Raw genomic sequence first — 25,776 nt, 5'->3', positions numbered from 1 at the left:
TTTTGTAAATAAATTTATTGTTCAATCCATCCGATTTCTCCGAGAACATTTTTAACAAGCATGTAACCGGCACACCCGTCATCTACTACCCAAACCTTTTCTCCTCTCATTACTGGGAGAAAGGTAGTACTTAAATCTGTCCTGCAAAAGTTTGTCCCGTTTTTTTCAATAATATATTCATTTTTAATCCACTGTTCTATACCTAGTTTTACATTTTCGCATAAGGTAAAGTATTCTTCTTGTCTTATAATTTTTAATTCGTAATTAGGATAAGCTACAGTACCAACTCTATTTGAGCATCCTCCGAAATCATTGTGTGCAATTATGTATTTAGAAAGATTGTCGACATAGGTATATGAATATGTATCGCCTTCTATGATTAAAGCATTTAATTGTCCATCCTGTTTTATTTGGTTTCCCCCATCAATTGAAATTATGTTTTTATCTATATCTATCATAGGGTTATGGGAGCTTACTGAAGTTGAACGGTAGTTTATAACCGGCCAATGTCCTACAATGACTAGCTTATTGGCTTGATGCCCCTTATCTAGAAAAGAGGAAATATTTAATGCGGTTTCTTCATCAGTAAGTTTCCAATCTTTTATAGGATCAATTCCTGCATGAACGACTATAAAATTTTCTGTTTCAAAGGCAATTGGAAGCCCCTCCAGCCAGGCAATCATCTCTGAATAATGCTTTTGATAAAACTTAGATAGTTCGCTTAAGCTAGTATATTCATCCAGACTCTTTCCATGTTGATTGAGCATCTCGTTTAAAACAGATTTTTTACGATTTTTCATATAAGCAATAATGGATTTATCTTCCTGAATTATATATCGATGAACAACATCACAATTACCCTTCGTTATAAATACGTTACTAGAGCTTTCTTGGAGCAACCGAACAAATTCTATGACTTCTAGGCTGTTATCCCCTTTCTCACATAAATCGCCGTTTATAAACAAATAATCTTCCGATTGGTAATTGACTTTTTCTAATAAGCTTTTGAATAAATGTAAATTTCCATGTATATCTGAAATTATAATAACTCTTTTGTTATGTTCTAAATTGAGCCTTTTAAAATTTAACATTACTTGATTTCTCCTAAGTTAAGCTTTTTGATTTGAGTTATTTAGCCTAAAAGAGTCTAAACTACAAATACAATCAAATATTATTTAAACCTCAGATTCTGAATCATCGGGGTTAATAATTGCTAATATAAGATGGTCTTGCCATTTTCCGTTAATTTTCACATTTTCTTTAGCAATTCCCTCTTTGTGAAAGCCGGCTTTTTCTAGAACATTTATAGAAGGAATATTGTGAGGCATAACTCCAGCTTCTATTCTATGTAATTTCAACGTCTTAAAACCATAGTCAACCGCTAACTGGACAGCCTTCGTCATATAACCTTTCCCATTCTGATTTTTATCTAAGTAGTAACCAATCATACAGCTTTGAGCCGGACCACGTGAGATATGCGACAATGATACATTGCCTATTAACTCATCCGTACCTGACAAAAAAATTCCAAAAGCATATAAAGTATCATTCGCTGCTCCTTCAATCCCATTTTCGATCCGTTCCTTTATTTTTTCAAATGTATAAAAGCTTGGTTCTCTTAATACTGTGTAATGCTTAAAAAATTCCTTGTTTTTTGTTTCTAGAGCTAATGAGGCTTCAGTGTCCTCTATTTTAAGTAAACGAATATAAATACCTTCTTGAGTCTCCAAAATTCTCCTCCTTTTGTTTCTTAAATTATATGAAAATTCGTTCAAAATTAAAAGCCCTGTGAAACACAGGACTTATCAAAAAACCTATTTAACTACTAAAGCTGGACAATTTACTCGTTTAATCACCTTATGACTGACGCTACCTAAAACCATTTCCTGCAAGGAATTTAATCCCCTACTACCTATAACTAAAAGATCTACATTATTCTCATTAGCAAATTTCACAATTTCTGGTCCTGGGATACCATGCAGTATTCTTACTTTATAATAAATCTTTGATTCATTTAATAGTTTTTCTACATTTTTAATTTTTCTACGTCTTTCTAGCTCTACAGCCTCTTTAGAGCTAGAGTGCAATACCTCGGTCTTCGCATTTTCAAAATCCGCAACATACACTACTTCCACTACGCAGTCCTTACTCATAGAAGCTATTTTTATAGTTTCTTTCGCTGCACGGACAGCATTTTCAGAGCCATCAGCTGCTAAAACGATATGTTTATACATTTGTGATTTCCCCCTTAATGAGATGATAAGCCATCGATCTGTGCAATCATTTTTTGGCTATATGTATCTAAGCCAACTAATTCTACTTGTATAGCTCGGTCACTAAGTAAATCTTTTACTTTAAATAATGCAACTACCCCTGAATCATCCCAGATCCGACTATTAGAAAAATCGATTTGTATACTTTCCGAATGTATGGATACTTTTTTAAAGTAATCCACAAAGCTATCAGTAGAAGCAAAAAATAGCTGTCCTTCTATAATATATCGCTGTTCCTGTTGAATTATCTTTAAGGTTGAAATTTTTACAACAAAGAAAACAGCACTTAAAATTACCCCTGCGATAACTCCCTTAGATAGGTCATGTGTATAAACTACAATAATTACAGTTGTTAGCATGACAATTGCATCGGTTCTTGGGGCCTTAACTAAATACTTAAAAGAATTCCAGTCAAAGGTACCGATACAAACCATGATCATGATTCCAACCAATACCGGCATTGGAATTTTAATAACTAAATCACCTAATACAATAATTAAGAACATAAGAAACAATCCAGCAACTAATGTAGATAGTCTTCCTCTACCCCCTGATTTCACATTGATTACCGATTGACCTATCATGGCGCAACCAGCCATTCCTCCAAAGAACCCATTGATAAAGTTAGCAATACCTTGACCTCTTGCTTCCTTATTTTTATCACTTTCCGTAGCAGTCATATCATCGATGATTTGAGAAGTGAGCAGAGATTCCACTAATCCTACGATTGCAAGGGCGATTGAATAAGGGAATATAATCTGTAACGTTTCAAAATTTAAAGGAACGTCTGGTAAAAAGAAGAAAGGCAAAGTTTGAGTAATGTTACCTAAATCTCCAATTGTTTTTAAATCTAATCCACTGTAAATTGCAATAATAGTCAAAATGACAATTGCGATTAACGGTGCTGGTATTACCTTTACAAAACGTGGTAATGTATATACAAGAATAAGCGTAATGCCTACAAATATATATGTCATAGTTGAAATACCGATGAAATGTGGAACCTGAGCCATAAATATTAAAATAGCAAGCGAATTGACGAAACCGATCATTACAGCATTTGGAATATATTTCATCAATTTAGCAATTTTAAATACACCAAACATTATTTGAATAATACCTGTTAAAATAGTTGCTGCTAATAAGTAATCTAAACCGTATTCCTTAACTAGTGGTACCATTACTAACGCCATAGCTCCTGTAGCTGCAGAAATCATACCTGGTCGTCCGCCTACAAATGCTATAATGACCGCAATACAAAAGGAAGCATACAGACCAACCATAGGGTCGACACCTGCAATAATTGAAAAAGCGATTGCTTCTGGTATGAGGGCTAGCGCGACCACAATACCAGACAGTATATCCCCCGTATGTTTCCAAACCATTGTTGTTTTATATTTTCCATGATAATCTCCTTCTAAAAAAAATCTTCGATTATCATACCATCTTCATTCCCAAAATGGAACCTTTTTGGGGACAAATGTAAGGAGTTGCTTTTATATGATTTATGGATATGTTAGACCCCTCTATAATGATGTTACTTGCAAACAACAGCTAGCATGTTTAGGCTCTCGAACACAAAATATTTTTCAGGAGAGCCACGGCTCATCAAAAAAACGTACAGAGCTAGAGTCACTTCTAATGAACTTAAAAAAAGGAGACATCATAGTAGTGGAAAGAATGTTTGTCCTTGCCGATACAACAAGACATCTTGTAGATCTTCTTAAGCTTGGTGAAAGAGACGGCGTTGTCATTCAATTCATTCATGAGGGAATACAAAGTGATGAGGTACTTAATCTTTCATTGAGAGTATATATGCAGTATTTAATGGATTTTCAGACAGACATAGTAAAACAGACTACAACAATTGGCATAGAAAATGCAAAGGAACAAGGAAAAACATTAGGACGACCAAAAAAACCGGATACTAATATAAAAAAAGCAATTGCCATGTACCATTCAGGAGAATTCACTCTCCATGAGATTAAAGAAGAAACGGGCATAAGCAAGTCAACACTATATCGCTATCTGGAGTCCGCTGAGTAAAATTAGTAGCTTACTAAATAACGTACAAAGAAAACCCGCAGAAATTGTGTTTATCTATTCCTACGGGTTTTACTTTATATTAATCGTTTTTTAGCTTCTTCTATTTGAATTTCAACCTGATTAAAGCCTGTTCCACCTAATGAATTTCTTCTTCTGACAGCAGCTAATGGTGATAATACCTCGTAAATGTCTTCTTCTATTAAGCTATTAGCTTCTTGTAAATCATTTAAAGGAAGATCTAAAAGGAAATATCCACGTTGAATACATAGGAACACCAGCTTACCAGTCACCTCATGAGCTTCTCGGAACGGAAGTCCCTTTGCTGCTAAATAATCTGCAAGCTCTGTAGCGTTTGAAAAATCCTTATGCACTGTATCATGCAACCGCTTAGTATGTACAATCATTGTCCGAATCATTCCCTCAAAAATTTTAAGAGATCCAACAATTGTCTCTACAGTATCAAACATACCTTCCTTATCCTCTTGCATATCTTTGTTGTATGCAAGCGGCAACCCTTTTAAAGTGGTTAAAAGTCCCATTAGGTTTCCAAATACACGACCAGTTTTACCACGGATTAACTCCGCCATATCTGGATTTTTCTTCTGAGGCATAATACTTGATCCAGTAGAGAAGGAATCGTCCAATTCGATAAAGTTAAACTCAGAGCTAGACCATAAAATAATTTCTTCTGCAAAACGTGATAAGTGAGTCATGAGCAAGGAAGAGTTACTTAAAAATTCAACGATAAAATCACGATCACTTACTGCATCCATACTATTAGCATAAACATTACTAAATCCAAGATAATCTGCTGAAAGCTTACGGTCTATCGGAAAGGTAGTTCCTGCAAGTGCACCGGAACCTAGCGGTGAAATATCAATGCGTTTCATAGAATCTAAAAAACGTTCTTTGTCTCTCTCAAGCATCCAAAAATAAGCCATTAAATGATGCGCAAAGGAAATTGGTTGGGCACGTTGTAAATGAGTATAACCTGGTGCAAGTGTTTCGATATGATCCTCTGCTTGATTCACGATTGTTTTTTGGAATACTTGGATCAACTCAATAATTTCTTCTACTCGGTTCTTTAAATACAAATGCATATCTGTTGCAATTTGGTCATTCCGGCTTCTCCCAGTGTGTAACTTTCCACCAACTGGTCCAATTAAATCTATTAACATCTTTTCTAAATTCAGATGTATATCTTCATTAGCAATAGAAAACTCAAGCTTATGTTCCACTGCAAGCTGCTTCAGTTGAACTAGGCCACCGAGAATTATGTCTACATCATCAGTAGATAAAATATTGCAATCGCCAAGCATTTGGACATGTGCAATACTACCATCTATATCTTCCATTACTAACTTTTGATCAAATTCGATAGAAGCTCCAAATTCGTCCACCCATTGCTCGGCGGATTTTTGGAAACGTCCACCCCATAACTTGGTCATACCTGCACCTTCTTTTCTCCCTTGTTTACCATTGCATGTACTTTTGTCGGTAGTCCCCATAACTCAATGAATCCAACAGCTGAAGTATGGTTAAATTCGTCTTCGGACGTATAGGTAGCAAGTTTTTCATTGTATAGGGAGTTTGGGGATTTACGTCCTTCTACAATCGCATGACCTTTGAATAGTTTTACTCGTACAGTTCCATTTACATATTGCTGTGTTTCCTTTAAAAATGCCACAAGTGCTGTTTTTAATGGCGAAAACCAAAGCCCCTCATAAATAAGCTCTGTTAATTTCTTTTCCATTACCGGTTTAAAGTGAGCGAGTTCCTTTACTAAAGTGATATCTTCAAGTTCTTTATGAGCGAGCAGTAAGGTGTGTGCCCCAGGTATTTCATATACTTCACGGGACTTTATACCAACTAAACGGTTTTCTACGTGATCAATACGTCCAACTCCATGCTTCCCAGCTACATCGTTTAATTTTAGAATAAGCTCATGTAATGGATAATTAACTCCATCAAGTGATACTGGAACTCCTTTTAAAAATTCGATTTCAATAATGTCTGCAGTGTCGGGTGCATTCTCCAATGAAACTGTTAAATCATATGCATCTTCAGGTGGTGCTGCCCAAGGGTCCTCTAAAATACCACATTCATTTGCACGTCCCCAAAGGTTTTGGTCAATAGAAAATGGACTATCTAAGTTAATTGGTATCGGAATATTCTTCTCTTTTGCATAAGCGATTTCTTCTTCACGACTCCAGCTCCACTCACGTACCGGAGCGATTACCTCTAAATCTGGATTTAATGCATTAATAGAAACTTCAAAACGTACTTGATCGTTACCTTTACCAGTACAACCATGAGCTACTGCAGTGGCACCTGTTTTTTCAGCAATTTCCACTAGTTTTTTAGAAATCAGTGGACGTGACAGAGCAGATACTAACGGATATTTATTTTCGTACCACGTGTGAGCCTGCATGGAGATCAATGCATATTCATTTGCAAATTCTTCCCTTGCATCAATCATATAGCTTTCAATTGCTCCAACTTCTAATGCTTTGTTTTTCACAAACTCCAAATCCTTGCCTTCTCCTACGTCTAAACAAACAGCTACAACATCATAGCCCTCATCCTTTAGCCAAGTAATTGCAACTGAAGTATCTAATCCACCTGAATATGCTAAAACAACTTTTTTTCTCATATTAAATTCCTCCAATGTATTTATATACGGTTATTTCGTATTAATATACATAATGTAACATTAAGATTGTATAAATACAACCAAAATTTATTAAATATGCATATTGAAACTTTTCATTTATAAAATCTGTGTTTCTATTAATGCGCATTATTTGAACGAATAGACAAAACAAGCGATAATAACAAAAAGGAGTGATTGATAGAAATGTCCAAACTATTTACACCGTATAATGTGAAAGGTTTAAGTTTAAAAAATAGAATTGTAATGGCTCCAATGTGCCAATACTCCGTAGAAGCTAAGGATGGGATCCCGAATGACTGGCATTTTGTTCACTATGTATCACGAGCGGTCGGTGGCACAGGCTTAATCATTGTGGAGATGACAGATGTAGAACCTGACGGGAGAATTACAGATTATGATTTAGGTTTATGGTCAGATGAGCAGATTCCTGCATATGCAAGAATCGTAACTGAAGTACATAAACACGATGCTAAAATTGGTATCCAAATTGCTCATGCTGGAAGAAAAGCTACAGATGCCGACCAGCCGATAAGCTCCTCCAATTTACCTGTAGAATCTGATGGCACATGGAAGAAACCAAGACCATTAACTATAGAAGAGATAAAAGAAATGGTAAATAAATATAAAGAAGCAGCTCGCCGAGCGGTAGATGCAGGCTTCGATACAATTGAACTCCATGGAGCTCATGGCTATTTAATACACCAATTCCACTCCCCTTCTATAAATAATCGTACTGATGAATATGGAGACAATTATGCTAAATTTGGTGTAGAAGTAATTAAAGCTGTGAAAAGTGTTATGCCTGAGGATATGCCACTATTGTTCCGAATCTCAGCAATAGAGTATATAGATGGTGGTTATGGTTTAGAGCACTCTCTTGAAATTGCAAAACAGTACAAGGAAGCTGGAGTAGACGTATTCCATGTTTCTAGCGGAGGGGAAGCTAACCCTGGAAAAGTAAAGCCTGCAAATACTCCTGGTTACCAAGTACCTTTTGCAAGAGCATATAAACAAGCACTAGATCTACCAGTAATTGCTGTAGGAATATTAGAAGATCCAATTTTAGCCGAAAAAACCATGGCGGAAGAGGATATAGAACTGGTAGCTATTGGTCGAGGTATGTTAAAAGATCCATATTGGGCATTGCATACTCAAGAAATTTTAGATGGCAAAGCTACCGTGCCAAAAGCTTATAAAAGAGGATTTTAAGATAAGAACAAGAGTCTTTTCTAGGGATCTTCTAAAAAAAGAGGATGGTCGTGACTTATGTCATTACCATCCTCTAGTTATTTTCGAGAACTCATTCGCTACTATAGAAATTGATATAAAAGCCTCGTTCATTATAGTAAGCAAGCTTATTTTTCTGTTTGTTGAACATTTACACCTTGAGATACAACCTTGACACCATTAATTAATGAATCTAATGCTGGACAGTGAGCTTCTACATATGAAATGAATTCTTCGATTTTCTTTTGAGGCTCATCGGATATAATATTGACTTTATATCTGATCTCTAAAAAACCAGGTCGAATATCCGAAAGTCCAAGGAACCCATCTGTATCAATATCTCCTTCTAACTCAACTGTTAGATGATGGTATTGGACGCCAAGTTTCTTAGCTGACATTTGAGCGACTATTGTTTGACAAGCACCTAGTGAAGAAAGTAATAATTCTAATGGATTCATTCCTTCATCTGTTCCACCTAAACGAGTTGGTTCGTCGATTATCACTTTATGCCCTCTTGTTTTTACCTCGACTTGTAGCTTTTCAACCAAATCAGCTCTCGAACTCATTGTAGTAATTACCATTATTATCATCTCCAATTCTACAAATATTACAAAACTATTAAAAAGAGTGATAATTGCATGTATTTAGTGATAACCTAACGGATTTAGATTTGTATTCTTTGACTTTCAGCTATCCTTTTTAATTCATGGGAACGTTGTTTTAAAAAATTTATCATATATCTTTCAAGAAACAAAACATCTGCTAGTTTCCCTAAAATTCCTAAAGGTGATCTATAGACAAATTCATCCCTGACTAACGTGCCAGTACCTTGTACTTTAAAATGATGAGTATGTGTAAAAGAATGGAAGGCACCACTTACCATGACATCCTTAAATGTATACGGCTTCTCCATTTCAATGATTTTGGCTGTTAGTTTTTGTCTAATACCAAAATGGGTGGCTTCCCAGGTAACACAATCTCCTTTATTTAATAAGCCATTAGTTTTGCCATCAACAGCCTTTTCCTTTGTTTGTCCGGTTGTTTTTGTATGAATGGTCACATCCCTCGAAAGATCAAAGCAAAGGTCTATTGGAGCATCTATAAAAATTTCACATATGATAGTTGGCATCTGTTATCTCCCTTCTACTTGAAAAATTCACCTTTTAAAATAGTAGAATTCTTTCATATTTCTACTATAAACCATTAAAGTATTCACGAAATGTCTTCTAATAAGAAATTGTCGAAAGAAGTAGATTTATATCCGTTTAGAATTTTTTATGATCGTTCCAAGAGGTTTTATAACCGGATAGAGAAATTTATGACCGTTTCACTCTTTATACGAAAAGACTATATACTCTCGGCTGCTGAGTACTGTCTATCTTCTAAACTATCGTATAACAAGAGATATATTAAGATGATTTATATTCATGTCTAAGTCCCTTTTCCAGCAATTTCTTAAGGCCCTTCTCCTATGAAAAGTATATATTTATGGATAATTAAGCTATGAATTTTGCCTTTTTTCATACACTATACTCTTATTTACATAAAGCTAAAAACTATAAATGAATTTGCTAAACCTTAGTATTATCACTTGCAATTCAATTAAACACATAATATACTAAACCATAACGTTACGGTTAGGAGTGATACAGTTGGGAAAGAGAAACTAAGAATTGGCGAATTAGCTGAGAAAAGTGGCATCACTAAACGTACCATTGATTATTATACTACTCTTGGTCTATTAGAAGCTGAACGTTCTAGTTCCAATTATCGTTACTATCCTTATGATGCGATTGAAAAACTAAGACTAATTGAAGAGAAAAAGTCAGATGGTATGTCACTAGAGCAAATCAAAAGAGAGCTTGCAAGAGATGTTGTTGAGGAAATAGACATTCAAGAAATACGATTACAGATGAAATATTTAGAAAAAGAAGTTTCTCATTTATTGGAACAAATAAATGACAAAGAAGATAACACTAAACATTCTATTAAACAGAAAGTTTCAACAGAAAGTGTTGCGCTTATGCAATCCTTATTACTATTGATCACTTAGGAGGTGAAGTCTTACTTTCGAGTAAGACAACTTATTGACCGCATTGAATTTAACGATATTTGTCATATTAATAGCTTTAACAGCATTCTTCGTTGCTACGGAGTTTGCCATTGTAAAGGTACGACAATCAAGAATAGATCAATTACTTGCTGAAGGACGGAAAGGTTCTAAAGCTGCAAAACAAGTTACTACTCATTTGGATGAATACTTATCGGCCTGTCAGCTTGGTATAACTGTAACAGCTTTAGGTATCGGGATGGTTGGTGAGTCAACTTTCGAGTTTATCCTTCATCCATTATTTGAAGCGATAGGAATAGGCACTGACAATATTCATTACTTCACCATAGGGGCTGCCTTTGTAATAGCTACCTTTTTACACGTAGTAGTTGGTGAACTGGCTCCTAAAACAATAGCAATTCAAAAAGCTGAAGCAGTAACTCTTGTATTCGCTAAACCAATAATGATTTTTTATAAGATACTTTATCCCTTCATTTGGTTCTTAAATGGTTCTGCTCGTTTGCTAGTTGGCCTTTTTGGTATGAAACCAGCATCAGAGCACGAGCTATCTCATACAGAGGAAGAGCTTCGCCTGCTTCTTGCAGAAAGCTATAAGAGTGGAGAGATAAACCAAAATGAATTGAAATATGTAAATAACGTTTTTGAATTTGATGATCGAATCGCACGAGAGATTATGGTACCGAGAACTCAAATAATTGGATTTGAGATAAACGCAACGTTTCATGAGGTCTTAACTACCATCTCTGAAGAGCGGTATACGCGTTATCCTGTATATGAAGAAGATCGAGATAACATAATTGGATTTATCAACATTAAGGACTTCCTAACACAAGGTATTAACAATCGTATAACAGTAGAGAACTTTACTATAAAGCATTTTGTAAATCCCGTGATTAATACTATTGAAACAACCCCAATCAACAGCTTACTGTTAAAAATGCAAAAAGAACGTATTCACATGGCTATATTATTGGATGAATACGGTGGTACTTCTGGACTTGTAACTGTTGAAGATATCCTGGAGGAAATAGTAGGAGAAATTCGAGATGAGTTTGATGACGATGAAGTACCAGATGTTCGTAAAGTAAAAGAAGACCATTATATAATCCATACAAACGTTTTACTTGATGATGTTGCAAAATTATTGAGAATTGACCTGTATAATCCTGACGTAGATACAATCGGTGGATGGTATTATACACAGGATATAGATTTAAATTTGGATAATCAAATTGAGCATGATGGTTTTATGTTCTCTATCCATGACAAGCAAGACAATCATATTCAATTTATTGAAGTACAAAAATTGAGAGCTTAACAATATAAAATAGAACCCATTTTGATGATTGCTATCAAAATGGGTTCTTTTCGCTTATACCTCACTTTTTATCATTTTTTAAAATTTGGCTTGTTAAGCTGTACTTCAATAAGTTAATTTGAACTAACTATGATACCAATATAAAGATAAGTCATTCATTGTCGAAGCGTGCCCCTGTTGTCTTAACATCGTTGTTATGTTACCTCGATGATAAGTTCCATGATTAGCAACATGAAATAAAATTTCTGAGTAAGCCGTTTCTCTAGCACCTGACCAAGGATTATTTAGATTAATTTTTTGTTCTAAATCCTTTTGGCTATCCAACCATTCCTCATAGTCTGAAGCCAGTTCTTCCAATGACTTAACAAATTCATCTTCAGAATATAAATTGGTCTTTTCTAAGAAAGCTATTGAAGCTTCCAATGCTTCTTGAATATCCATTCCTTTAAGTACTTTTAACCACATAACATCTACCACATAAATATGACTAAACGTTTGTGCAATAGTAGGATAAGAACTACTAACTTCTTCATTCAAAACATTCCTTGGTAATTCCTTTAGTCTTTCTAGTAACACCTTATTAGCCCAAACATGATACTCATACATTTTTTTCCGTGATTCATTTAACATCTACTCCTTCTTTTCTTGGTTTTAATAGTTGATACACTTGTATTATAAAAAAAGATATATGACAGCAGTTTGTCATACATCTTTATAAACTTTAATTATTTTTTTTGCCTCCTCTATTAAAATTGATTGTAGTTCTACAGGTTTGATAATTTTAGCCCCACTACCGAAGCTTAAAAGAATAGATTTAAGCTATCCAGCTTGTAGAGGCCTATAAACAGAAATTGTAAATGTCATACTTCCATCACTGTTAAGTTCTTTTGGATAATTTTGGAATTGGTCTAACACTTCTGCTAAGGAATTAGGTTTCACCCAAATTATTACTTCCTCAAAACCTAAAATAGAACCCCTTCGCCTCCATTATAAGTTTCGTAACTGGTATTTATATGGTTATTGCAGAGAACGTAAGAATAATAGAGAATTCCGAATATCCCGTATGATAACTTTCTTATCTTCAAAAATACTCGATAAACTATTTAATACTGTTATTAAATTTAGTATGTCAAAGGAACCCATTAAACTTTTATCAAATTTATAGCCTTGTATTATTCCGAAGCCACCGTTAGTACCTTGGTATGAAACGACTGGTATTCCTGCTGCACAAATAGTTTCGATGTCTCTATAAATTGTCCGGGATGATACTTGAAATTCATCAGCTAAACTAGAAGCTGACAAAATTTCATTATTTAGGAGCTTGAATATGATGGATATCAATCGTTCTATTTTCAATTCTCATTTCCTTCCTTCAATAATTAATTAAGCGACCATTGTCATTCCACTGACCGTACATTTTGTTTTCTCTCGTATTTTCAATAAACTTATCCAACCTTTTATTAAAGATAACAGGTTCATTTTTATAACTTTGAATTGTATCAATTCTAATTCTCCTGTATAGTTCAAGAAAATTAACGAAGTTCTGATATAATTGCTCCTCTTTTTTCAGACAAGTTTCGATTTCTATATCTATAGTAAAGGATTCAGGTTGCATATCAGGGAGAATTCTCAGTCCTTCTTCTTTCATCAAACCTAATTTTTCGAGTCTCCATACTCTTTCTTTATTCAATTCTGTCCAGTTACTTTTTTCCTTTCTTTTGGAAAGCCTTTGAGCTAGTTCAGTATCTGATATTTTCTTCTTTGTACCATCAATCCAACCGAAACATAATGCCTCTTCAACTGCTTCTAAATACAGGATGTCGCCTGATTGTTCAGTCATACTTACTAATACCCAACAAAATGTTTCTTTATTTGAATTTAGCTCAAGCCAATCTCTTAATCCCTGCCTTGTACTAACTCTTATCAAATTATTTATTTCCATTTCACCCTATCCTTTCTACAAGAATATTTGTTACTAGTATAACTTTTTATTTTATTTATTTGAAATGTCTGTGAAATTAATACTGAAAAGCTTACTATATTCATTTATTTCTTATTGCTTAAAACCTTGACTTACAAGAATCAAATTTTTATGATGAATAAGAAGCCATACAAAAAGGGAGAAAGAATATGAGCTCACTTAAAAGCATTTCGAATTATATCTTTAATAACAAGGAATTGTTGGCTAACGAAATAGTTAATGGTGTAGTCCATTCTATAGATATGGAAATTCCGCCTTGGGAGCAAGAGCAAGCGATAAATATGTATATAGAATTTGTAAGCTTTATTGGGGAGTATGTCGTAAGCGGAGAAGAAAAAATTCCTGATTCCTTGTTGGAATGGAGTAAGAGGAATGCGGCAATGGTCTCTCTAGATGGTAATTTATCTATTTTAGTAGTTAGATATCTCCCTACCCGCAATGTTATAACTGAGATACTAACTAATTTAGCTGTTCAGTTCAATCTTAGCTTGCACGAATTAAGTAAAATGATAATTCAAGTTAATAGAATGTTAGATGTTAGCCTTAACGAAACTGTTGCAAATTATGAATTTCTTGTAAGCGAATATAAGAAGACTTCTCAAATGGAAATAGCTAAAGTAGCAACACCAGTTATTCCAGTAAAAGATGGAATAATTGTTTTACCATTAGTAGGCCGCATCGATACTTTTCGAATCAAATATTTGATAGAAAATTCTACTCCTAAAATAGCAAATATGGATGTAAATTACGTAATAATTGATTTTTCTGGCGTCTATAAAATAGACAAAGTAAATATTCGCCTTATAAATGAAATGGTTCAAATGATTCGTTTAATGGGCATTAATGTAATTGCCACTGGAGTCAGTCCTGATCTAGCTAAAATGACTATCATAGAAGGGATAGAAATATCTTCTATAGTATATCCAAATTTAAAAATTGCTTTAGAGAGCATACATTGATCTCTTATGTATTAATCGAAAATCAGTACAAAATAACACTTAAGCAACCACAGCAATATTTTCAAAGCTTGAAAGGCCATTTCTCAAAGATATGGCCACTGACTGTAGACAAACCAGAGAAATTTGAAATTGTCTATAGTCTTTTTTTTTACAATACATATTGAGAAATCGTCGATTTCCATTTCAGGCGCTGCGCTTTCCACGGGCACGGCATCACCCTCCTCCCTCGCTGCGCTCAGTCCGAGCGCTTCAGGCCAACAGGATGTTGGTAACAAAGTCGAATTTCCACACGATGTGGCGTATTTAACCTTTGATCAATCGGAAGGAAGCAGTGCAATCGTTAAAGAAATGGATTTATCAAGATAAGCCTGAAATAATAGAAACTGATATGGGCTACTCAAAATTAATATCGATGATTGGAAATTCCACTATCACACTTATTTTTATTGGATTATTTATCAATCAGATGTAGATAGGGTTTCTAAACAATCGCTTTCCAATAATCCCAGCCTTTTTTGTAAATCGGCCAGTCCTCTGGATGATGCTTGAGGCAAGTAGCCAATCTAAAATATAAACCAATTGCAACCTCTTTATACAGGTTATTAGCCAAATATTCATCTTTTATATTCATCAAGGAAAAGGCATAGTCGATTGTTTCCTTAGATAGGTCATCAGCGGATGAACAAAAGGCGTAAACCAGGTCATACATTGGATGACCTATGACTGGTGAAGCATCAATAACACCTTTAAGTTCTTTACCATTAAATATAAAATTATGTACTCCACAATCTCCATGTAAAAGGAATGGCTTTAAATTCAGATTACTTTGATTTTGGATTAAATCTTGTACGAGCTTGAAGTCATCTTCACCTAAATAATCTGCTAACAAGATTGATGATTCTTCAACTCTTGTTTCCATGAAATCAAACCAGGAGGAAGAAAGATCATCAGCCCATCCCCAACCATTATATTTTTTTGTTATTTTATAATGATTGATGAGCCCCTCAACAAGTAATTTAAGCATTTGCTTTTTATCTATTACTCCGAGATTAGTCTCTCCTTCTATGAAACTATAAACTAAATACTTATGTGTTTTTTCCACATACATAATATTCGGTACAAGGTCAATTTCTTCATATATTTTCAAAAACTCACCTTCTGCATCTATTAAGGCAGGGACATTACTTTTTACTACTATTTTTTCTCCCACTGTGTTTTGTATAAGGTATAATTCACTTACGGTTCCACCTTGCAAATGAGAAACTTGCCATTTTACATCTGCTGGCAATATCCCCTTACTAATAAGCTCATCTAGAATTACATCTATGTTCATTTTCTTATCCTTTCACTTGCTACTATAATCTAAGATTCTAAAAATGCGAGGACTTGATTTACGTACTTATCTGTTTCCTCTATTTCAGGAAAATGTGCACTTTCATTAAACAAAACCCACTTACTCTTTGGTAAATTATTATGTATGAGATTTGAAATGCCTAAACCGCTATTACGGTCATGGACTCCTGTAATGATAAGGATTTCATTGGTAATTTGAGATAATCTTTCATACAATGGAATTTCGCGAGGATTTCTTTGTAACGCTGCCATCATATGACCCGAATTTTTTAAGCCACTTTCAATCATTTGCTTTCGGTAAATATTTGCGTTTTTTATATTATTGAACATAAATTTGTCTAAAGTGTTTTCATTAACAATTTCCCAAATCTTTTTGTGTTTTGTGTGAATGGAGGATGTTTCGGCTAAAACTTGTTCTATTTCGTATAAAAGTCTTGGCTCCGCCACAGAGACAAATCCTGCGATTTGAAGCAAATACTGTGTTTCTAATGAAATAAGGCTTGGACATGAGGTTATTACTTTGTGTATTTTTTCAGGTAAGCTAGCAACTATCTCGAGAGCTAACTCTCCTCCAAACGAATAGCCAAGTAAGTCAACTTTTTGAAATCCAGACCACTCTAGTATCTTAGTAAAATCTTCGATTAAGAGCTCATATGAATAATCACTTTGTGATAGAGGTTTTTCACTCCTTCCACAGCCTCGTTGCTCATAATAAATAACCGTTCTGTGATCAGATAATTTTGCTCCTGCAATATGCTCAAATACGTAATGATTACCTCCTGGTCCTCCATGAATAGCTACTAGGGGTATCGTATTATGTTCTATTCCCTCGACTTTAATCCAGTGAAAAATGTCGTTGATCTTAATTTTGTACTCTCCATTGGCTATTAAATTCATCGCTTCAACCTCATTAAAGTACTCCCGTTCACATCAGTTGAGAACCCAAATTGCTCATAATAAGAAACTAATCGTTCAGGACAATAAAGCTCAATTCTTTCCACACTTTGAATAAGGGAATTTTCCAGAAGACTATTCATTAATGTAAAACCTAGTCCTCGATTTCTATCGCTACCTTTTACTATTACATCAAAAATAAAGGCTCTGTACATACCGTCTGTAATAGCTCTTGCAAACCCTACTAGCTCATCGGTCTCACTATCAACTAAACCTATAGCTACATGACTTAAATCTAACATTTTTAGTATATCGTCATTTGTTCGATTTTTTGTCCACCATTCATTTTGAAACAAAAGAAATAAGTCATTTAAATGTTTTTCTGTGAATATAGTTACAATTTTTAAGACCATCTAAACCCCTCCAAGAATTATGTATATCAAAACAATAACATAGTTAATGGAATAAAATTGTAAGTTCCGTAAAATAATACAAAAAACCAATAGAAAAAAATTTGAAAAGAAGAGATAGTTTCTTTTCTATATGGAGTACTAACAATCATTGTGTTTGTGTAATTTCTTATTAAACATAGAATAGATCTAGCCATGTTTACTTGCCTGTATTATCAAGAAATGCGGTGCTTTTTTCAGTTTTTGATAACCACTTGAATCCCTTTTCTTAAATTCTTCTGTAGGCTGTGGCTCTATTATTTTTTCTAATTTAAAATATTGTAAGGTTTCATTCAGTATTGTTTGCATAGGCCTTCTGTAAAAAGGGACCACAATGATTTTACCATCACGGGTCCACTCATCAACAATTAGTTCGTGAGAAAAATAGTTCCCTTCTTTTGATAATCTCACGTCCATAGATGGATGATGAACAGAAAATAGCAATTTTCCACCTGGTTTTAAGATTCTATTAAATTCTTTGAATGTAGACTTCCAATCTTTTAAATAATGAAGGACTAGAGAAGAAATAATTAAGTCATAGCTGCTATTCTCAAATGGAAGTTCCTCTGCTAGGTCTAAACAAACAACGGTAGCTTTTTCACCAACTCTTCTTTTAGTAGCGTCAACCATATTTTGACTAATATCAGTAGCTGTAACTATTGCTCCATATCTAATAAGTTCACAGGTGTACCAACCAGCTGCGCAACCCGCATCTAACACGTTTAAGTTACTTACCGACCTTGGTAATTCCTTAATCATGGCAGGTCTTTCATACTCTGTGTTATAAAAGCTTCTTTGATCCACATGATGCTCATAGTCATTGGCAAGTTCATCATATGCTTTTATTACACTTCTATTCAAAATGATTGCTCCTTTTTAGATTGACGTATACTGCACTATCCATTCTTCTAAAACAGCATTGTTCAGTGGAGATTGCACTTGTTCTTCAAATACTTCTGGATCTAAAAGCACCTCCAAATCTCCCAGAACTCTCTCCACATTTTCTCTCTTTACAAAAAATGATTCTGTAGGAAATCGAAGCTCTATCTGTTCTAAATTTTTAATAAGAACAAAAGCAGCGGTTGTATTATAGATGATGGATTTTTGGATATGCTGTTGAGGTAAACCCTCTAAATCCTTGTAATTGACAATTAACAAGTGAATTTTGGAATCCTGCTCATATCCATTCAAATAATTTTGTAAAGGGAGCGATTGAAATAGTTTTGCGTTGTTTGTTAAATTCCCCATATACCTGTTCTCATAAGCTAGAACTTTGCTAAAATCATGCGTTTCAGGATTAAGCTGTTGTATCGTTTCTTCTTCCATTGCCTTTTCTTCTGCTGGTATATAAAAGAGGTTCATCCAACCAAACAGTATAATTCCGATAATGAATAGCACAATGATTATCTTATTCTTCATAAATTCTATGCTTTCCTCCTAAGATTAGCATTTGTCTAAGTCTGTTCATTAATAGGGGTATGATTATTGAAACAAGCGGAGCCAAGTAGCTAGTAACTATTTGTCCAAATTGATATGGTCCATCAAAAGATATAGTGCGTCCAAACCATATGTCACTACCAAAATAAACGGCAGTAATCATTCCCCATTGACCTACGATAAATAACGTCCATATAATCCAAATCACTTTTTGCCATTTCTTTAAAAGCCCGAGGTTAATATTTTTTAAATCATTTGTTAAAAAACCTCCACTAAACTTTAACACGATATAAAAAATGCCAATTATTATTATCAGTATAAACAGAAGCCAGCTAGTAGCCCTTAAGGAACTATAAATATTTAAAGGAATGGAAACTATCCACGAGACCAACAAATAAAGAAGCAACCATTGAGTTATCTCAACCATAACTTTATTTAACTGAATGGTTTGTACCCCTTCTATTACCCCATCCAGTTTATCCATTTTTTCAGTACTGACCTTAAATGCTTGTTCGGCGGAAAATCCTTTATTAATAACTAAGTCTTCCATTTCCGCCTCTAGATTTCCTATTACTTCTTCTTTTAAATCTAATGTTTCTTCGTTTTTGGGGTACCCAGCAAACATCTTATTGACATATTTCCGAACTTCACTCACTCTGTTCGCTCCCTTCTAATACTAATTGATCTATGAGCAATTTCGCTCTATTCCATGCCATTACATTTTCTTGATATACAGATAAACCTTCCTTCGTGATAGTGTAATATTTTCTTCTTCCTCCTTGAGACTGATCTCCCCAATAGGCATTAATAAATCCTAACTTTTCTAATCTTTTTAGACTGCTATATAAACTTGGCTCCTTCAAAATATAAACCCCATTACTATCGTTGGAAATAGCCTTCACAATTTCATACCCATAATTATCTCCACGCTTTAAAATTTTTAAGATAATTGTATCGATATGGCCTCTTATTAAATCGGCACTTACCTCATTTTCCGACAAGCTTATCACCTCCTTTATAATGTAAGACATATTACTATGTGTGTCAATGTACTATACCAGAAGTAAAAAAAATATAATACAATATATTCCTGTTTTAAGAATATACATTAGAATTTCTGAATTTTTATAAACTTCATTTAAAAATAATGTTTAAAATGTATATAATTCAGGAATAATAGATTAGAAACTTTTAACCCAATTAAAAGGAGCTACTTCGAATGAATCTCATATATTTAGAACTAGTTAAGCTAGTAGACGATTACTATAGGTGTGAAAATGATACTTTAAAAAAAGAAATCCTTCATGATATTCAATTACTAACCAGGGCAGTATGTCTGACTGAATAAATAATAAAACCTCCTACTACTAGCATACTATTTCATTTCTATTCGAGTAGTGTTTAACAAAAGAAAAACAGACCCCTAAGAGAATGGAGTCTGCTAATATCATTTTTAATCGTTAAGTAAAACTTAGTTTTATTCATTACATTCTATTAATTAATTTTCAACTTTTTATATATTTTTTAAAGCTTCCGTAATAGAAACTGTACCATTTACGACATTAAAGCTTTTTTGATAAGTACTTGGTTCCTCTAATGACGCTATTAAAATATCCGCCACGTCTTCACGTGTTATCGTACTTGGTTTTGCCTCAATTCCAGCCGTAATTTTACCTTGAGCCTTTTCATTTATTAAACCACCAGGTCGAACAATTGTGTAGTTTAGGCTACTTTGCTCTAGCATTCTATCTGCATAATGCTTCGCCACATAGTATGGACGCATTTCGGCATTCCAGTTTTCTCGTTTGTCAGCATCATAAGCGCTCACTAGAATATATCTTTCCACACCTGCGGCTTCTGCTGCCTCCATTGTTTTCACTGCTCCATCTAAATCAATTAACAAGGTTTTATCCGGACCTGTATGTCCACCTGAACCAGCAGTGAAAATGATAGCTTCGGCTCCTGTAAATGCTTCTGTCAGCGAATCAACCTTACCCTCCAAATCAAGTAATACAGCCTTTATTCCTTGATTATTAAAGTCTTTAACCTGTTCCAGTTTGCGAACAACAGCAGTTACAGTATGCTGATTATCAATTTGTAATTTTTCTACTATCTGTTTACCAATTTGTCCATTTGCTCCTACAACTATTACTTTCATTGAAACTCACTCCTTTTGATGGATGAAATAAAGAACCCCTCCATTTAGCGAAGGGGGTAGAAATTATTAGTAAGGTTTAGATTCTCGGCCAACATCCTCTGCTTTATCTGCTGCAGCATTGGCACCAGGAGAGCTTTGTTGCTCTTCTTGTTTTTTCATTTCTTCCATTTCTTTCATCTTACGTTGAATACCTTCTTTTACACGTCGACCGTAGTCTTCATCTGCCTGCGTAAAATGATAAATCATAGCCTCTTGGATACGAGGATCACAAATAGAAAGTGCTGCAGATAAGTTTTTGATCAATTCTTCGCGTTCCCAATCCTCAAAACTACGATATGTTTCACCTGCTTGACCATAGTTGTTCTCACGATCTATTGGTGCACTTGTTGCTTTTGCATTATATTGAGGTTCGTGTTTTATATGTTCTGTTTTTTCTGCTTCTTGTAATCCACCAATCATAGATGGCTCATAATTGACATGTGGATTGCCTCCAGCTTCATCAGGTCTATGCACATCCATTTGTCCACGATGCTGATTTGTTCTAACTGGAACTTTAGGTGCATTTACGGGTAATTTCAAATAGTTAGCTCCTACACGATAGCGTTGTGTATCGGAGTAGGAGAAAGTACGTCCTTGAAGCATCTTATCGTCTGAAAAATCCAATCCATCAACTAATACCCCAGTACCAAAAGCAGCTTGTTCAATTTCTGCATGGTAATCAATCGGATTGCGGTTTAAGACCATTTTACCGACTGGTAGGAATGGAAACTGATCTGGTGGCCATAATTTGGTGTCATCTAGCGGGTCAAAATCAAGCTCTGGATGTTCATCATCACTCATGATTTGAACAAATAGTTCCCATTCTGGATATTCTCCTCGCTCAATTGACTCATACAAGTCTTGTGTAGCATGTCCCACATTTTTTGCTTGAATAGCATCCGCTTCTTCTTGTGTTAGATTGCGAATACCCTGTTTAGGCTCCCAGTGGTATTTAACTAGTACTGCTTCGCCTTTTTCGTTAACCCATTTATAGGTGTTAACTCCAGATCCCTGCATATGGCGATATGTAGCTGGAATTCCCCATGGCGAGAATAAGAAAGTTATCATATGTGTCGCTTCAGGTGATCGAGAAACAAAATCAAACATACGCTGAGGACTCGGAATATTTGAAGCAGGATCTGCTTTAAAAGCATGTATCATATCAGGAAACTTCATCGCATCGCGAATAAAGAAAATTTTCAAGTTATTCCCGACTAAATCCCAGTTGCCGTCTTCTGTGTACATTTTTACGGCAAATCCGCGAGGATCACGTGCTGTCTCAGGAGAATCCTTTGAACCCGCTACCGTTGAAAAACGAACCATTAATGGTGTCTGTTTTCCAGCACCAGAGAATACTTTTGCTCGAGTGTATTTTTCTACTGGTTCATCTCCCACTTTTCCATACGTTTCAAAATAGCCAAAAGCTCCTGCTCCTCGAGCATGGACTACTCGTTCAGGTACTTCTTCACGGTCAAAGTGCGAAATCTTTTCGATAAAATGATAATTTTCAAGTGTAGCTGGACCGCGATTACCTATAGTACGTATATTTTGGTTATCCGTTACAGGATGTCCTTGGCGAGTTGTTAGAGTCTCTCTTTTCTGCTCACTTTCTTTTGAACCATTTCTCATTTCTTTTTCTTCTGTCATGATGAAGCCCTCCCTTAGAAATAGTGCATTCCTCATTTTTATTTCCCGATTTTATTAATCTTTAAACTTAACAAATCGCTAATTATGAAAAAATAGTCTGTAAAAAAGAGACCATGATAGTCTCTTTTAATTATTGCATATTAAATTTTTCTTTATATGACGGGCTCAGTTCACTCCAAACATCGAATTTGTTACCGTCCGGATCCTCAAACACAAAATTTCTACCTGCATGTCCTCTATTTTCTACTTGTCCTACTTGGACTAGGTTTTCATTTAACTCATTATGTAAAGATATAAGATTATCTAAACCATCAACTTCAAATGTTAACGCAAAACAATCTTGACCATTGTTGTCTATAAAGTTTAAAGTTTCACCCGCTTTGCTCTTAACCAAAAAGATGCTGTGATTTGCTAAATTTAGAATGGCTTTATCCTCATCTTGATAATTTTTTCTAGCTCCAAGTTTCTCCGTGTACCACTCGCTTGAAAGTGCAACATTAGAAACTGGTATATACGTAGTTCCCACTCTTACTAATTTTTCACTCAAAATTATTTCCTCCTTTATTTTATTTTACTATTAATAGATATTATTAATCTATTTTTTCAGAATACTTTTTCTGTTATTTTTTCGCAATTTTTTCAATATAGCCTTGAAGTCACATACTATCATAACTTTCCCTATCCACAAAAATACCACCTAAGCTCTAGTCTCAGGTGGTTATACGTCATACTAAAATTTTAGGTTTTCTCTGTTCAAGCATCGGCTCCTCGCTATTTATTTCTTCTCCTGTTTCAATATCGATAAATGTACTAGTTTCGTTAAACCACTTATCTGGTGCTTGGTGTCCCCAGAATGTTTGACGTAGTGGATCATTTAAGTCCCATCGCTTTGGCTTCATATCAGGATCGCATGTCAAATAATCGCCGGTATACAATTCGATTCGGTGACCATCTGGGTCTCTTAAGTAAAGGAAGAAGGCGTTAGATAATCCATGTCGGCCTGGCCCACGCTCAATGCAATCCGCATAGCCCATACTAGCCAATACATCACAGCAGTCTAACACGCTTAGACGATCTGATAGGGTATAGGCGAAATGATGAAGTTTTGGTCCTGGTCCGCTCATAAATGCCTGATCATGGACGGTGGGCTTTCGGAAGAGCCATGCAGCCCATAAGTCCCCTTCTTCAGTTTCTGTATACTCTGAGCAAGAAAACCCTAGACTGTTTACATAAAAGTCATAGGCTTTTTGCACGTTCGGTACAGCACAATTAACATGATCAATTCGCTGAATTTTTGCTCCCCGGTAATGTTCGTATTTTTGAAGCATTCGTTCGACAATAGGCATTTCAGCAAAAAATTCTAAAGGTATACCTGAAATGTCATGAACTCTTAGCGTTCTACCAATTGCATGCTGTTCACCTTTAGGAATCCATTTTGTTTTAAGTCCCTGAGCAAGAAACAACTTTTCTAAAAAATTAAGGTCCTCTTCTTTCATCACCTTGTAGCTCAGCACTTCTACAACAGACTTTTCCGATTTTTTAAGTGCTAGGCTATGATGGCAATGCTCTTCTAACCCTCTTAAATAAACATGATTTTCATCTCGCTCGGTTTCTATCATTCCTAAGCCATCTACATAGAATTTGCGAGAGAGCTCTAAATCCTTAACATGGAGAACGGTTCGAGCTATACGTATGATGGAAAAATCCAACAGGTTCCTCCTCCTCTCTATAACTTTCCAAATTGCTGTATATGATGGTCGGCAATTGAAACGTGAATAATTTTGTGCTCAGTATAAAAATCAAAGCTGTAATGTCCACCTTCTCGACCAATACCAGAATATTTAGTGCCACCAAATGGTGTTCTTAAATCTCTAACATTCTGAGCATTCACCCAAAGCATGCCTGCATCAATTTTATGAGCGACGCGATGTCCACGTTTAATGTTGTTTGTCCATACATAACCTGCTAATCCGTAATCCGTATTATTGGCTAATGATATGACCTCTTCCTCGTCCTTGAAAGACATTACGATCAGCACTGGTCCAAAGATCTCGTCTTTTGCAACTTGCATGTCATTATGAGCATTCAAGATAAGGGTTGGAGGCACGAAATTACCTTTGGAAAATTCAGTTGGAATCTTACCTGAAATTATTTCGGTACCTTCCTCCTTTGCTATGTCTATATAGCCCTTTACTTTATTAAAGTGTCCTTGATCAATAAGCGGACCAACTTCCGTCTGATCATCTAACGGATCACCAACTTTTATATTAGACACTCTCACCTTTAATGCATTTATAAATTTATCTTTTATACTTTCTTGAACAAATAGGCGTGAGTTTGCTGTACAACGCTCACCATTAAAGGAGAAGATTCCCCATACACAGGCATCTAGTGCACGTTCAAAATCAGCATCCTCAAAAACGATAATAGGAGATTTCCCGCCTAGCTCCATAGAACAACTCTTTAATGTGTCGGCACTATTTTTTATAATAGTAGAGCCAGTGGTAGTTTCTCCTGTAAAAGAAATAAGCTGTACATCTGGATGCTTTACCAATGCATCACCAGCTATTTCTCCTCGACCGTGAACTACATTAAAGACTCCTTTAGGTAGGTCTGCTTTATGAATAATTTCTGCTAATATATTAGCTGTAAGAGGAGAAAGTTCAGCTGGCTTTAGCACTACAGTGTTTCCAGTAGCAAGAGCCGGTGCAATCTTCCACGTTTCTAGCATGAATGGAGCATTCCATGGCGTTATTAATCCTGCAACTCCAACAGGTGCGTGAATCGTATAATTGACAAATTCATCGTCCACCTGATAGACATCTCCTACTAATCTGCTCTCTACCATTCTTGCATAAAATCGAAAATTTTCTGAAGCACGGCTAGCCATTTTCCTCGTTTGGCTAATAGGCAAACCAGTGTCTAAAGCTTCTAAGTAAGCAATCCTTTCTACTTCCTCATCAATGAGATCTGCAATGCGGTATATATATGATAGTCTTTTGCTTAACTTCATCGTTTTCCAGGGTCCGTGTTCAAAGGCATCTCTAGCTGCAGAAACTGCTTTATCAATGTCTGTCTTCTGGCCCTCTGATACTAAATTGATTTGCTCATTAGTAAATGGATTAATGTTAGCAAAGGTGGCCCCTCCAGCTGCAGAAATAAATTCTCCATTTATATAAAGATAGATGCTTTGTTGTGTTTCATGCTTTAATGAGGTTAACTCATGAGATGACACCATTTTAATCACCTA

28 protein-coding genes and 4 pseudogenes are annotated in these 25,776 nt (G+C 35.1%); 9 read left to right on the top strand and 23 right to left on the bottom strand.

All coding sequences use genetic code 11. The features are described from left to right. Nucleotides 1-14: 14 nt before the first annotated feature. The 4 genes and pseudogenes from D0S48_RS02060 to D0S48_RS02045 form a co-directional block, all read right to left on the bottom strand. Entirely contained in the window at nt 15-1,091 is a 1,077-nt protein-coding gene (locus tag D0S48_RS02060) for a metallophosphoesterase (RefSeq protein WP_151109748.1), read from the bottom strand. 84 nt (nt 1,092-1,175) lie between these two features. Further along, nucleotides 1,176-1,730 carry a GNAT family N-acetyltransferase gene (locus tag D0S48_RS02055; protein WP_144536301.1) on the bottom strand — a complete coding sequence of 185 codons (555 nt, stop codon included), beginning with the start codon at nt 1,728-1,730 and terminating at the stop codon, nt 1,176-1,178. Nucleotides 1,731-1,814: 84 nt separating this feature from the next. Next, on the bottom strand, nt 1,815-2,234 hold the full coding sequence (locus D0S48_RS02050; protein ID WP_151109746.1) for a universal stress protein: 420 nt from the start codon (nt 2,232-2,234) through the stop codon (nt 1,815-1,817). Nucleotides 2,235-2,248: 14 nt separating this feature from the next. Continuing rightward, nucleotides 2,249-3,678 (bottom strand): annotated as a pseudogene (locus D0S48_RS02045) (SulP family inorganic anion transporter). A 95-nt stretch (nt 3,679-3,773) separates the two neighbouring features. Here D0S48_RS02045 and D0S48_RS02040 point away from each other — a divergent pair. Next, nucleotides 3,774-4,319: a recombinase family protein gene (locus D0S48_RS02040; protein ID WP_151109744.1), complete on the top strand. Its 546-nt coding sequence runs from the start codon at nt 3,774-3,776 to the stop codon at nt 4,317-4,319. A gap of 74 nt (nt 4,320-4,393) precedes the next feature. Here D0S48_RS02040 and argH read toward each other — a convergent pair whose 3' ends face one another. Further along, complete coding sequence (gene argH / locus D0S48_RS02035) at nt 4,394-5,767, bottom strand: argininosuccinate lyase (RefSeq protein WP_151109742.1); 1,374 nt, start codon at nt 5,765-5,767, stop codon at nt 4,394-4,396. Next, nucleotides 5,764-6,972: an argininosuccinate synthase gene (locus D0S48_RS02030; protein ID WP_151109740.1), complete on the bottom strand. Its 1,209-nt coding sequence runs from the start codon at nt 6,970-6,972 to the stop codon at nt 5,764-5,766. The genes argH and D0S48_RS02030 overlap by 4 nt, the downstream gene beginning before the upstream one ends. Before the next feature lie 204 nt (nt 6,973-7,176). Here D0S48_RS02030 and D0S48_RS02025 point away from each other — a divergent pair, with 204 nt between their 5' ends. Beyond that, entirely contained in the window at nt 7,177-8,202 is a 1,026-nt protein-coding gene (locus D0S48_RS02025) for an NADH:flavin oxidoreductase/NADH oxidase (protein WP_151109738.1), read from the top strand. Nucleotides 8,203-8,348: 146 nt separating this feature from the next. On the opposite strand, the gene D0S48_RS02020 is transcribed toward D0S48_RS02025, so the two are convergent. Both D0S48_RS02020 and D0S48_RS02015 read right to left on the bottom strand, forming a co-directional pair. Continuing rightward, nucleotides 8,349-8,801 carry an OsmC family protein gene (locus D0S48_RS02020; protein ID WP_151109736.1) on the bottom strand — a complete coding sequence of 151 codons (453 nt, stop codon included), beginning with the start codon at nt 8,799-8,801 and terminating at the stop codon, nt 8,349-8,351. A gap of 83 nt (nt 8,802-8,884) precedes the next feature. Next, nucleotides 8,885-9,349: an SRPBCC family protein gene (locus tag D0S48_RS02015; RefSeq protein WP_151109734.1), complete on the bottom strand. Its 465-nt coding sequence runs from the start codon at nt 9,347-9,349 to the stop codon at nt 8,885-8,887. Nucleotides 9,350-9,835: 486 nt separating this feature from the next. Here D0S48_RS02015 and D0S48_RS21240 point away from each other — a divergent pair. The 3 genes and pseudogenes from D0S48_RS21240 to D0S48_RS02005 all read left to right on the top strand — a co-directional run. Further along, nucleotides 9,836-10,027, top strand: a pseudogene (locus D0S48_RS21240) (MerR family DNA-binding transcriptional regulator); the annotation flags it as partial. A gap of 27 nt (nt 10,028-10,054) precedes the next feature. Next, nucleotides 10,055-10,273: a hypothetical protein gene (locus D0S48_RS21235; RefSeq protein ID WP_370455717.1), complete on the top strand. Its 219-nt coding sequence runs from the start codon at nt 10,055-10,057 to the stop codon at nt 10,271-10,273. 34 nt (nt 10,274-10,307) lie between these two features. Further along, nucleotides 10,308-11,609 carry a hemolysin family protein gene (locus D0S48_RS02005; protein WP_151109732.1) on the top strand — a complete coding sequence of 434 codons (1,302 nt, stop codon included), beginning with the start codon at nt 10,308-10,310 and terminating at the stop codon, nt 11,607-11,609. 123 nt (nt 11,610-11,732) lie between these two features. On the opposite strand, the pseudogene D0S48_RS02000 reads toward D0S48_RS02005, so the two are convergent. Further along, a pseudogene (locus D0S48_RS02000) lies at nt 11,733-12,232 on the bottom strand (DinB family protein). Nucleotides 12,233-12,552: 320 nt separating this feature from the next. Between D0S48_RS02000 and D0S48_RS21230 the strand changes: the two are divergent. Then, nucleotides 12,553-12,774, top strand: a complete 222-nt coding sequence (locus tag D0S48_RS21230) for a WYL domain-containing protein (protein WP_370455748.1) — start codon at nt 12,553-12,555, stop codon at nt 12,772-12,774. On the opposite strand, the pseudogene D0S48_RS20815 reads toward D0S48_RS21230, so the two are convergent. After that, nucleotides 12,684-12,965: pseudogene (locus tag D0S48_RS20815) on the bottom strand (helix-turn-helix transcriptional regulator); the annotation flags it as partial. The gene D0S48_RS21230 and the pseudogene D0S48_RS20815 overlap by 91 nt on opposite strands. A gap of 16 nt (nt 12,966-12,981) precedes the next feature. Then, nucleotides 12,982-13,551 (bottom strand): YdeI/OmpD-associated family protein, encoded by a 570-nt coding sequence (locus tag D0S48_RS01990; protein WP_151109728.1) that lies wholly within the window; start codon nt 13,549-13,551, stop codon nt 12,982-12,984. 188 nt (nt 13,552-13,739) lie between these two features. Here D0S48_RS01990 and D0S48_RS01985 point away from each other — a divergent pair, with 188 nt between their 5' ends. Both D0S48_RS01985 and D0S48_RS20505 read left to right on the top strand, forming a co-directional pair. After that, complete coding sequence (locus D0S48_RS01985) at nt 13,740-14,549, top strand: STAS domain-containing protein (protein ID WP_151109726.1); 810 nt, start codon at nt 13,740-13,742, stop codon at nt 14,547-14,549. Nucleotides 14,550-14,880: 331 nt separating this feature from the next. Next, the gene (locus D0S48_RS20505) at nt 14,881-15,021 is read left to right on the top strand and encodes a hypothetical protein (RefSeq protein ID WP_154310755.1); all 141 of its coding nucleotides are present in this window, start codon (nt 14,881-14,883) and stop codon (nt 15,019-15,021) included. 9 nt (nt 15,022-15,030) lie between these two features. On the opposite strand, the gene D0S48_RS01980 is transcribed toward D0S48_RS20505, so the two are convergent. From D0S48_RS01980 to D0S48_RS01950, 7 genes are all read right to left on the bottom strand, one after another. Continuing rightward, the gene (locus tag D0S48_RS01980; protein WP_151109724.1) at nt 15,031-15,882 is read right to left on the bottom strand and encodes a phosphotransferase; all 852 of its coding nucleotides are present in this window, start codon (nt 15,880-15,882) and stop codon (nt 15,031-15,033) included. 29 nt (nt 15,883-15,911) lie between these two features. Then, nucleotides 15,912-16,799: an alpha/beta fold hydrolase gene (locus D0S48_RS01975; RefSeq protein ID WP_151109722.1), complete on the bottom strand. Its 888-nt coding sequence runs from the start codon at nt 16,797-16,799 to the stop codon at nt 15,912-15,914. Further along, nucleotides 16,796-17,209, bottom strand: a complete 414-nt coding sequence (locus tag D0S48_RS01970) for a GNAT family N-acetyltransferase (protein ID WP_151109720.1) — start codon at nt 17,207-17,209, stop codon at nt 16,796-16,798. Before D0S48_RS01970 ends, D0S48_RS01975 begins: the two co-directional genes overlap by 4 nt. A gap of 186 nt (nt 17,210-17,395) precedes the next feature. Beyond that, nucleotides 17,396-18,106 (bottom strand): class I SAM-dependent methyltransferase, encoded by a 711-nt coding sequence (locus tag D0S48_RS01965; RefSeq protein ID WP_340844451.1) that lies wholly within the window; start codon nt 18,104-18,106, stop codon nt 17,396-17,398. A gap of 15 nt (nt 18,107-18,121) precedes the next feature. After that, a complete protein-coding gene (locus D0S48_RS01960; RefSeq protein ID WP_151109717.1) occupies nt 18,122-18,664 on the bottom strand; it encodes a DUF4825 domain-containing protein in 543 nt (180 codons plus the stop codon). Next, a complete protein-coding gene (locus D0S48_RS01955) occupies nt 18,654-19,337 on the bottom strand; it encodes a hypothetical protein (RefSeq protein ID WP_151109715.1) in 684 nt (227 codons plus the stop codon). Before D0S48_RS01955 ends, D0S48_RS01960 begins: the two co-directional genes overlap by 11 nt. Then, nucleotides 19,330-19,683 carry a PadR family transcriptional regulator gene (locus D0S48_RS01950; RefSeq protein WP_144536262.1) on the bottom strand — a complete coding sequence of 118 codons (354 nt, stop codon included), beginning with the start codon at nt 19,681-19,683 and terminating at the stop codon, nt 19,330-19,332. Before D0S48_RS01950 ends, D0S48_RS01955 begins: the two co-directional genes overlap by 8 nt. Nucleotides 19,684-19,901: 218 nt before the next feature. On the opposite strand from D0S48_RS01950, the gene D0S48_RS21060 reads away from it, so the two are divergent. Beyond that, nucleotides 19,902-20,030, top strand: a complete 129-nt coding sequence (locus D0S48_RS21060; RefSeq protein ID WP_255475378.1) for a hypothetical protein — start codon at nt 19,902-19,904, stop codon at nt 20,028-20,030. 165 nt (nt 20,031-20,195) lie between these two features. On the opposite strand, the gene D0S48_RS01945 is transcribed toward D0S48_RS21060, so the two are convergent. The 5 genes from D0S48_RS01945 to hpaE form a co-directional block, all read right to left on the bottom strand. Beyond that, nucleotides 20,196-20,840 carry an SDR family oxidoreductase gene (locus tag D0S48_RS01945; protein ID WP_151109713.1) on the bottom strand — a complete coding sequence of 215 codons (645 nt, stop codon included), beginning with the start codon at nt 20,838-20,840 and terminating at the stop codon, nt 20,196-20,198. Nucleotides 20,841-20,906: 66 nt separating this feature from the next. Then, the gene (locus tag D0S48_RS01940) at nt 20,907-22,526 is read right to left on the bottom strand and encodes a catalase (RefSeq protein ID WP_151109711.1); all 1,620 of its coding nucleotides are present in this window, start codon (nt 22,524-22,526) and stop codon (nt 20,907-20,909) included. A 130-nt stretch (nt 22,527-22,656) separates the two neighbouring features. Next, nucleotides 22,657-23,073, bottom strand: coding sequence for a VOC family protein (locus D0S48_RS01935; protein ID WP_144536257.1), 417 nt, complete (start codon nt 23,071-23,073; stop codon nt 22,657-22,659). A 178-nt stretch (nt 23,074-23,251) separates the two neighbouring features. Beyond that, nucleotides 23,252-24,235: a 3,4-dihydroxyphenylacetate 2,3-dioxygenase gene (gene hpaD, locus D0S48_RS01930; RefSeq protein ID WP_151109709.1), complete on the bottom strand. Its 984-nt coding sequence runs from the start codon at nt 24,233-24,235 to the stop codon at nt 23,252-23,254. A 17-nt stretch (nt 24,236-24,252) separates the two neighbouring features. Then, complete coding sequence (gene hpaE, locus D0S48_RS01925) at nt 24,253-25,764, bottom strand: 5-carboxymethyl-2-hydroxymuconate semialdehyde dehydrogenase (protein ID WP_151109707.1); 1,512 nt, start codon at nt 25,762-25,764, stop codon at nt 24,253-24,255. Between the last annotated feature and the right edge of the window lie 12 nt (nt 25,765-25,776).

The sequence above is a fragment of the Psychrobacillus sp. AK 1817 genome (genome assembly GCF_008807035.1).
Classification (GTDB): Bacteria; Bacillota; Bacilli; order Bacillales_A; family Planococcaceae; genus Psychrobacillus; species Psychrobacillus faecigallinarum.
This window is presented reverse-complemented; position numbering and strand designations above follow the sequence as displayed.

Coding starts and splice junctions, on each gene's coding strand:
- D0S48_RS01975 (WP_151109722.1), bottom strand. CDS start 16,799: ATGAATTTAATAGCCAATGGAGAGTACAAAATTAAGATCAACGACATT.
- D0S48_RS01940 (WP_151109711.1), bottom strand. CDS start 22,526: ATGACAGAAGAAAAAGAAATGAGAAATGGTTCAAAAGAAAGTGAGCAG.
- D0S48_RS01990 (WP_151109728.1), bottom strand. CDS start 13,551: ATGGAAATAAATAATTTGATAAGAGTTAGTACAAGGCAGGGATTAAGA.
- D0S48_RS02050 (WP_151109746.1), bottom strand. CDS start 2,234: ATGTATAAACATATCGTTTTAGCAGCTGATGGCTCTGAAAATGCTGTC.
- hpaE (WP_151109707.1), bottom strand. CDS start 25,764: ATGGTGTCATCTCATGAGTTAACCTCATTAAAGCATGAAACACAACAA.
- D0S48_RS02060 (WP_151109748.1), bottom strand. CDS start 1,091: ATGTTAAATTTTAAAAGGCTCAATTTAGAACATAACAAAAGAGTTATT.
- D0S48_RS02015 (WP_151109734.1), bottom strand. CDS start 9,349: ATGCCAACTATCATATGTGAAATTTTTATAGATGCTCCAATAGACCTT.
- D0S48_RS01985 (WP_151109726.1), top strand. CDS start 13,740: ATGAGCTCACTTAAAAGCATTTCGAATTATATCTTTAATAACAAGGAA.
- D0S48_RS01980 (WP_151109724.1), bottom strand. CDS start 15,882: ATGAACATAGATGTAATTCTAGATGAGCTTATTAGTAAGGGGATATTG.
- D0S48_RS02020 (WP_151109736.1), bottom strand. CDS start 8,801: ATGGTAATTACTACAATGAGTTCGAGAGCTGATTTGGTTGAAAAGCTA.
- D0S48_RS21060 (WP_255475378.1), top strand. CDS start 19,902: ATGAATCTCATATATTTAGAACTAGTTAAGCTAGTAGACGATTACTAT.
- D0S48_RS02030 (WP_151109740.1), bottom strand. CDS start 6,972: ATGAGAAAAAAAGTTGTTTTAGCATATTCAGGTGGATTAGATACTTCA.
- argH (WP_151109742.1), bottom strand. CDS start 5,767: ATGACCAAGTTATGGGGTGGACGTTTCCAAAAATCCGCCGAGCAATGG.
- D0S48_RS21235 (WP_370455717.1), top strand. CDS start 10,055: ATGTCACTAGAGCAAATCAAAAGAGAGCTTGCAAGAGATGTTGTTGAG.
- D0S48_RS01970 (WP_151109720.1), bottom strand. CDS start 17,209: ATGGTCTTAAAAATTGTAACTATATTCACAGAAAAACATTTAAATGAC.
- D0S48_RS01945 (WP_151109713.1), bottom strand. CDS start 20,840: ATGAAAGTAATAGTTGTAGGAGCAAATGGACAAATTGGTAAACAGATA.
- D0S48_RS02040 (WP_151109744.1), top strand. CDS start 3,774: ATGATTTATGGATATGTTAGACCCCTCTATAATGATGTTACTTGCAAA.
- D0S48_RS02025 (WP_151109738.1), top strand. CDS start 7,177: ATGTCCAAACTATTTACACCGTATAATGTGAAAGGTTTAAGTTTAAAA.
- D0S48_RS01960 (WP_151109717.1), bottom strand. CDS start 18,664: ATGAAGAATAAGATAATCATTGTGCTATTCATTATCGGAATTATACTG.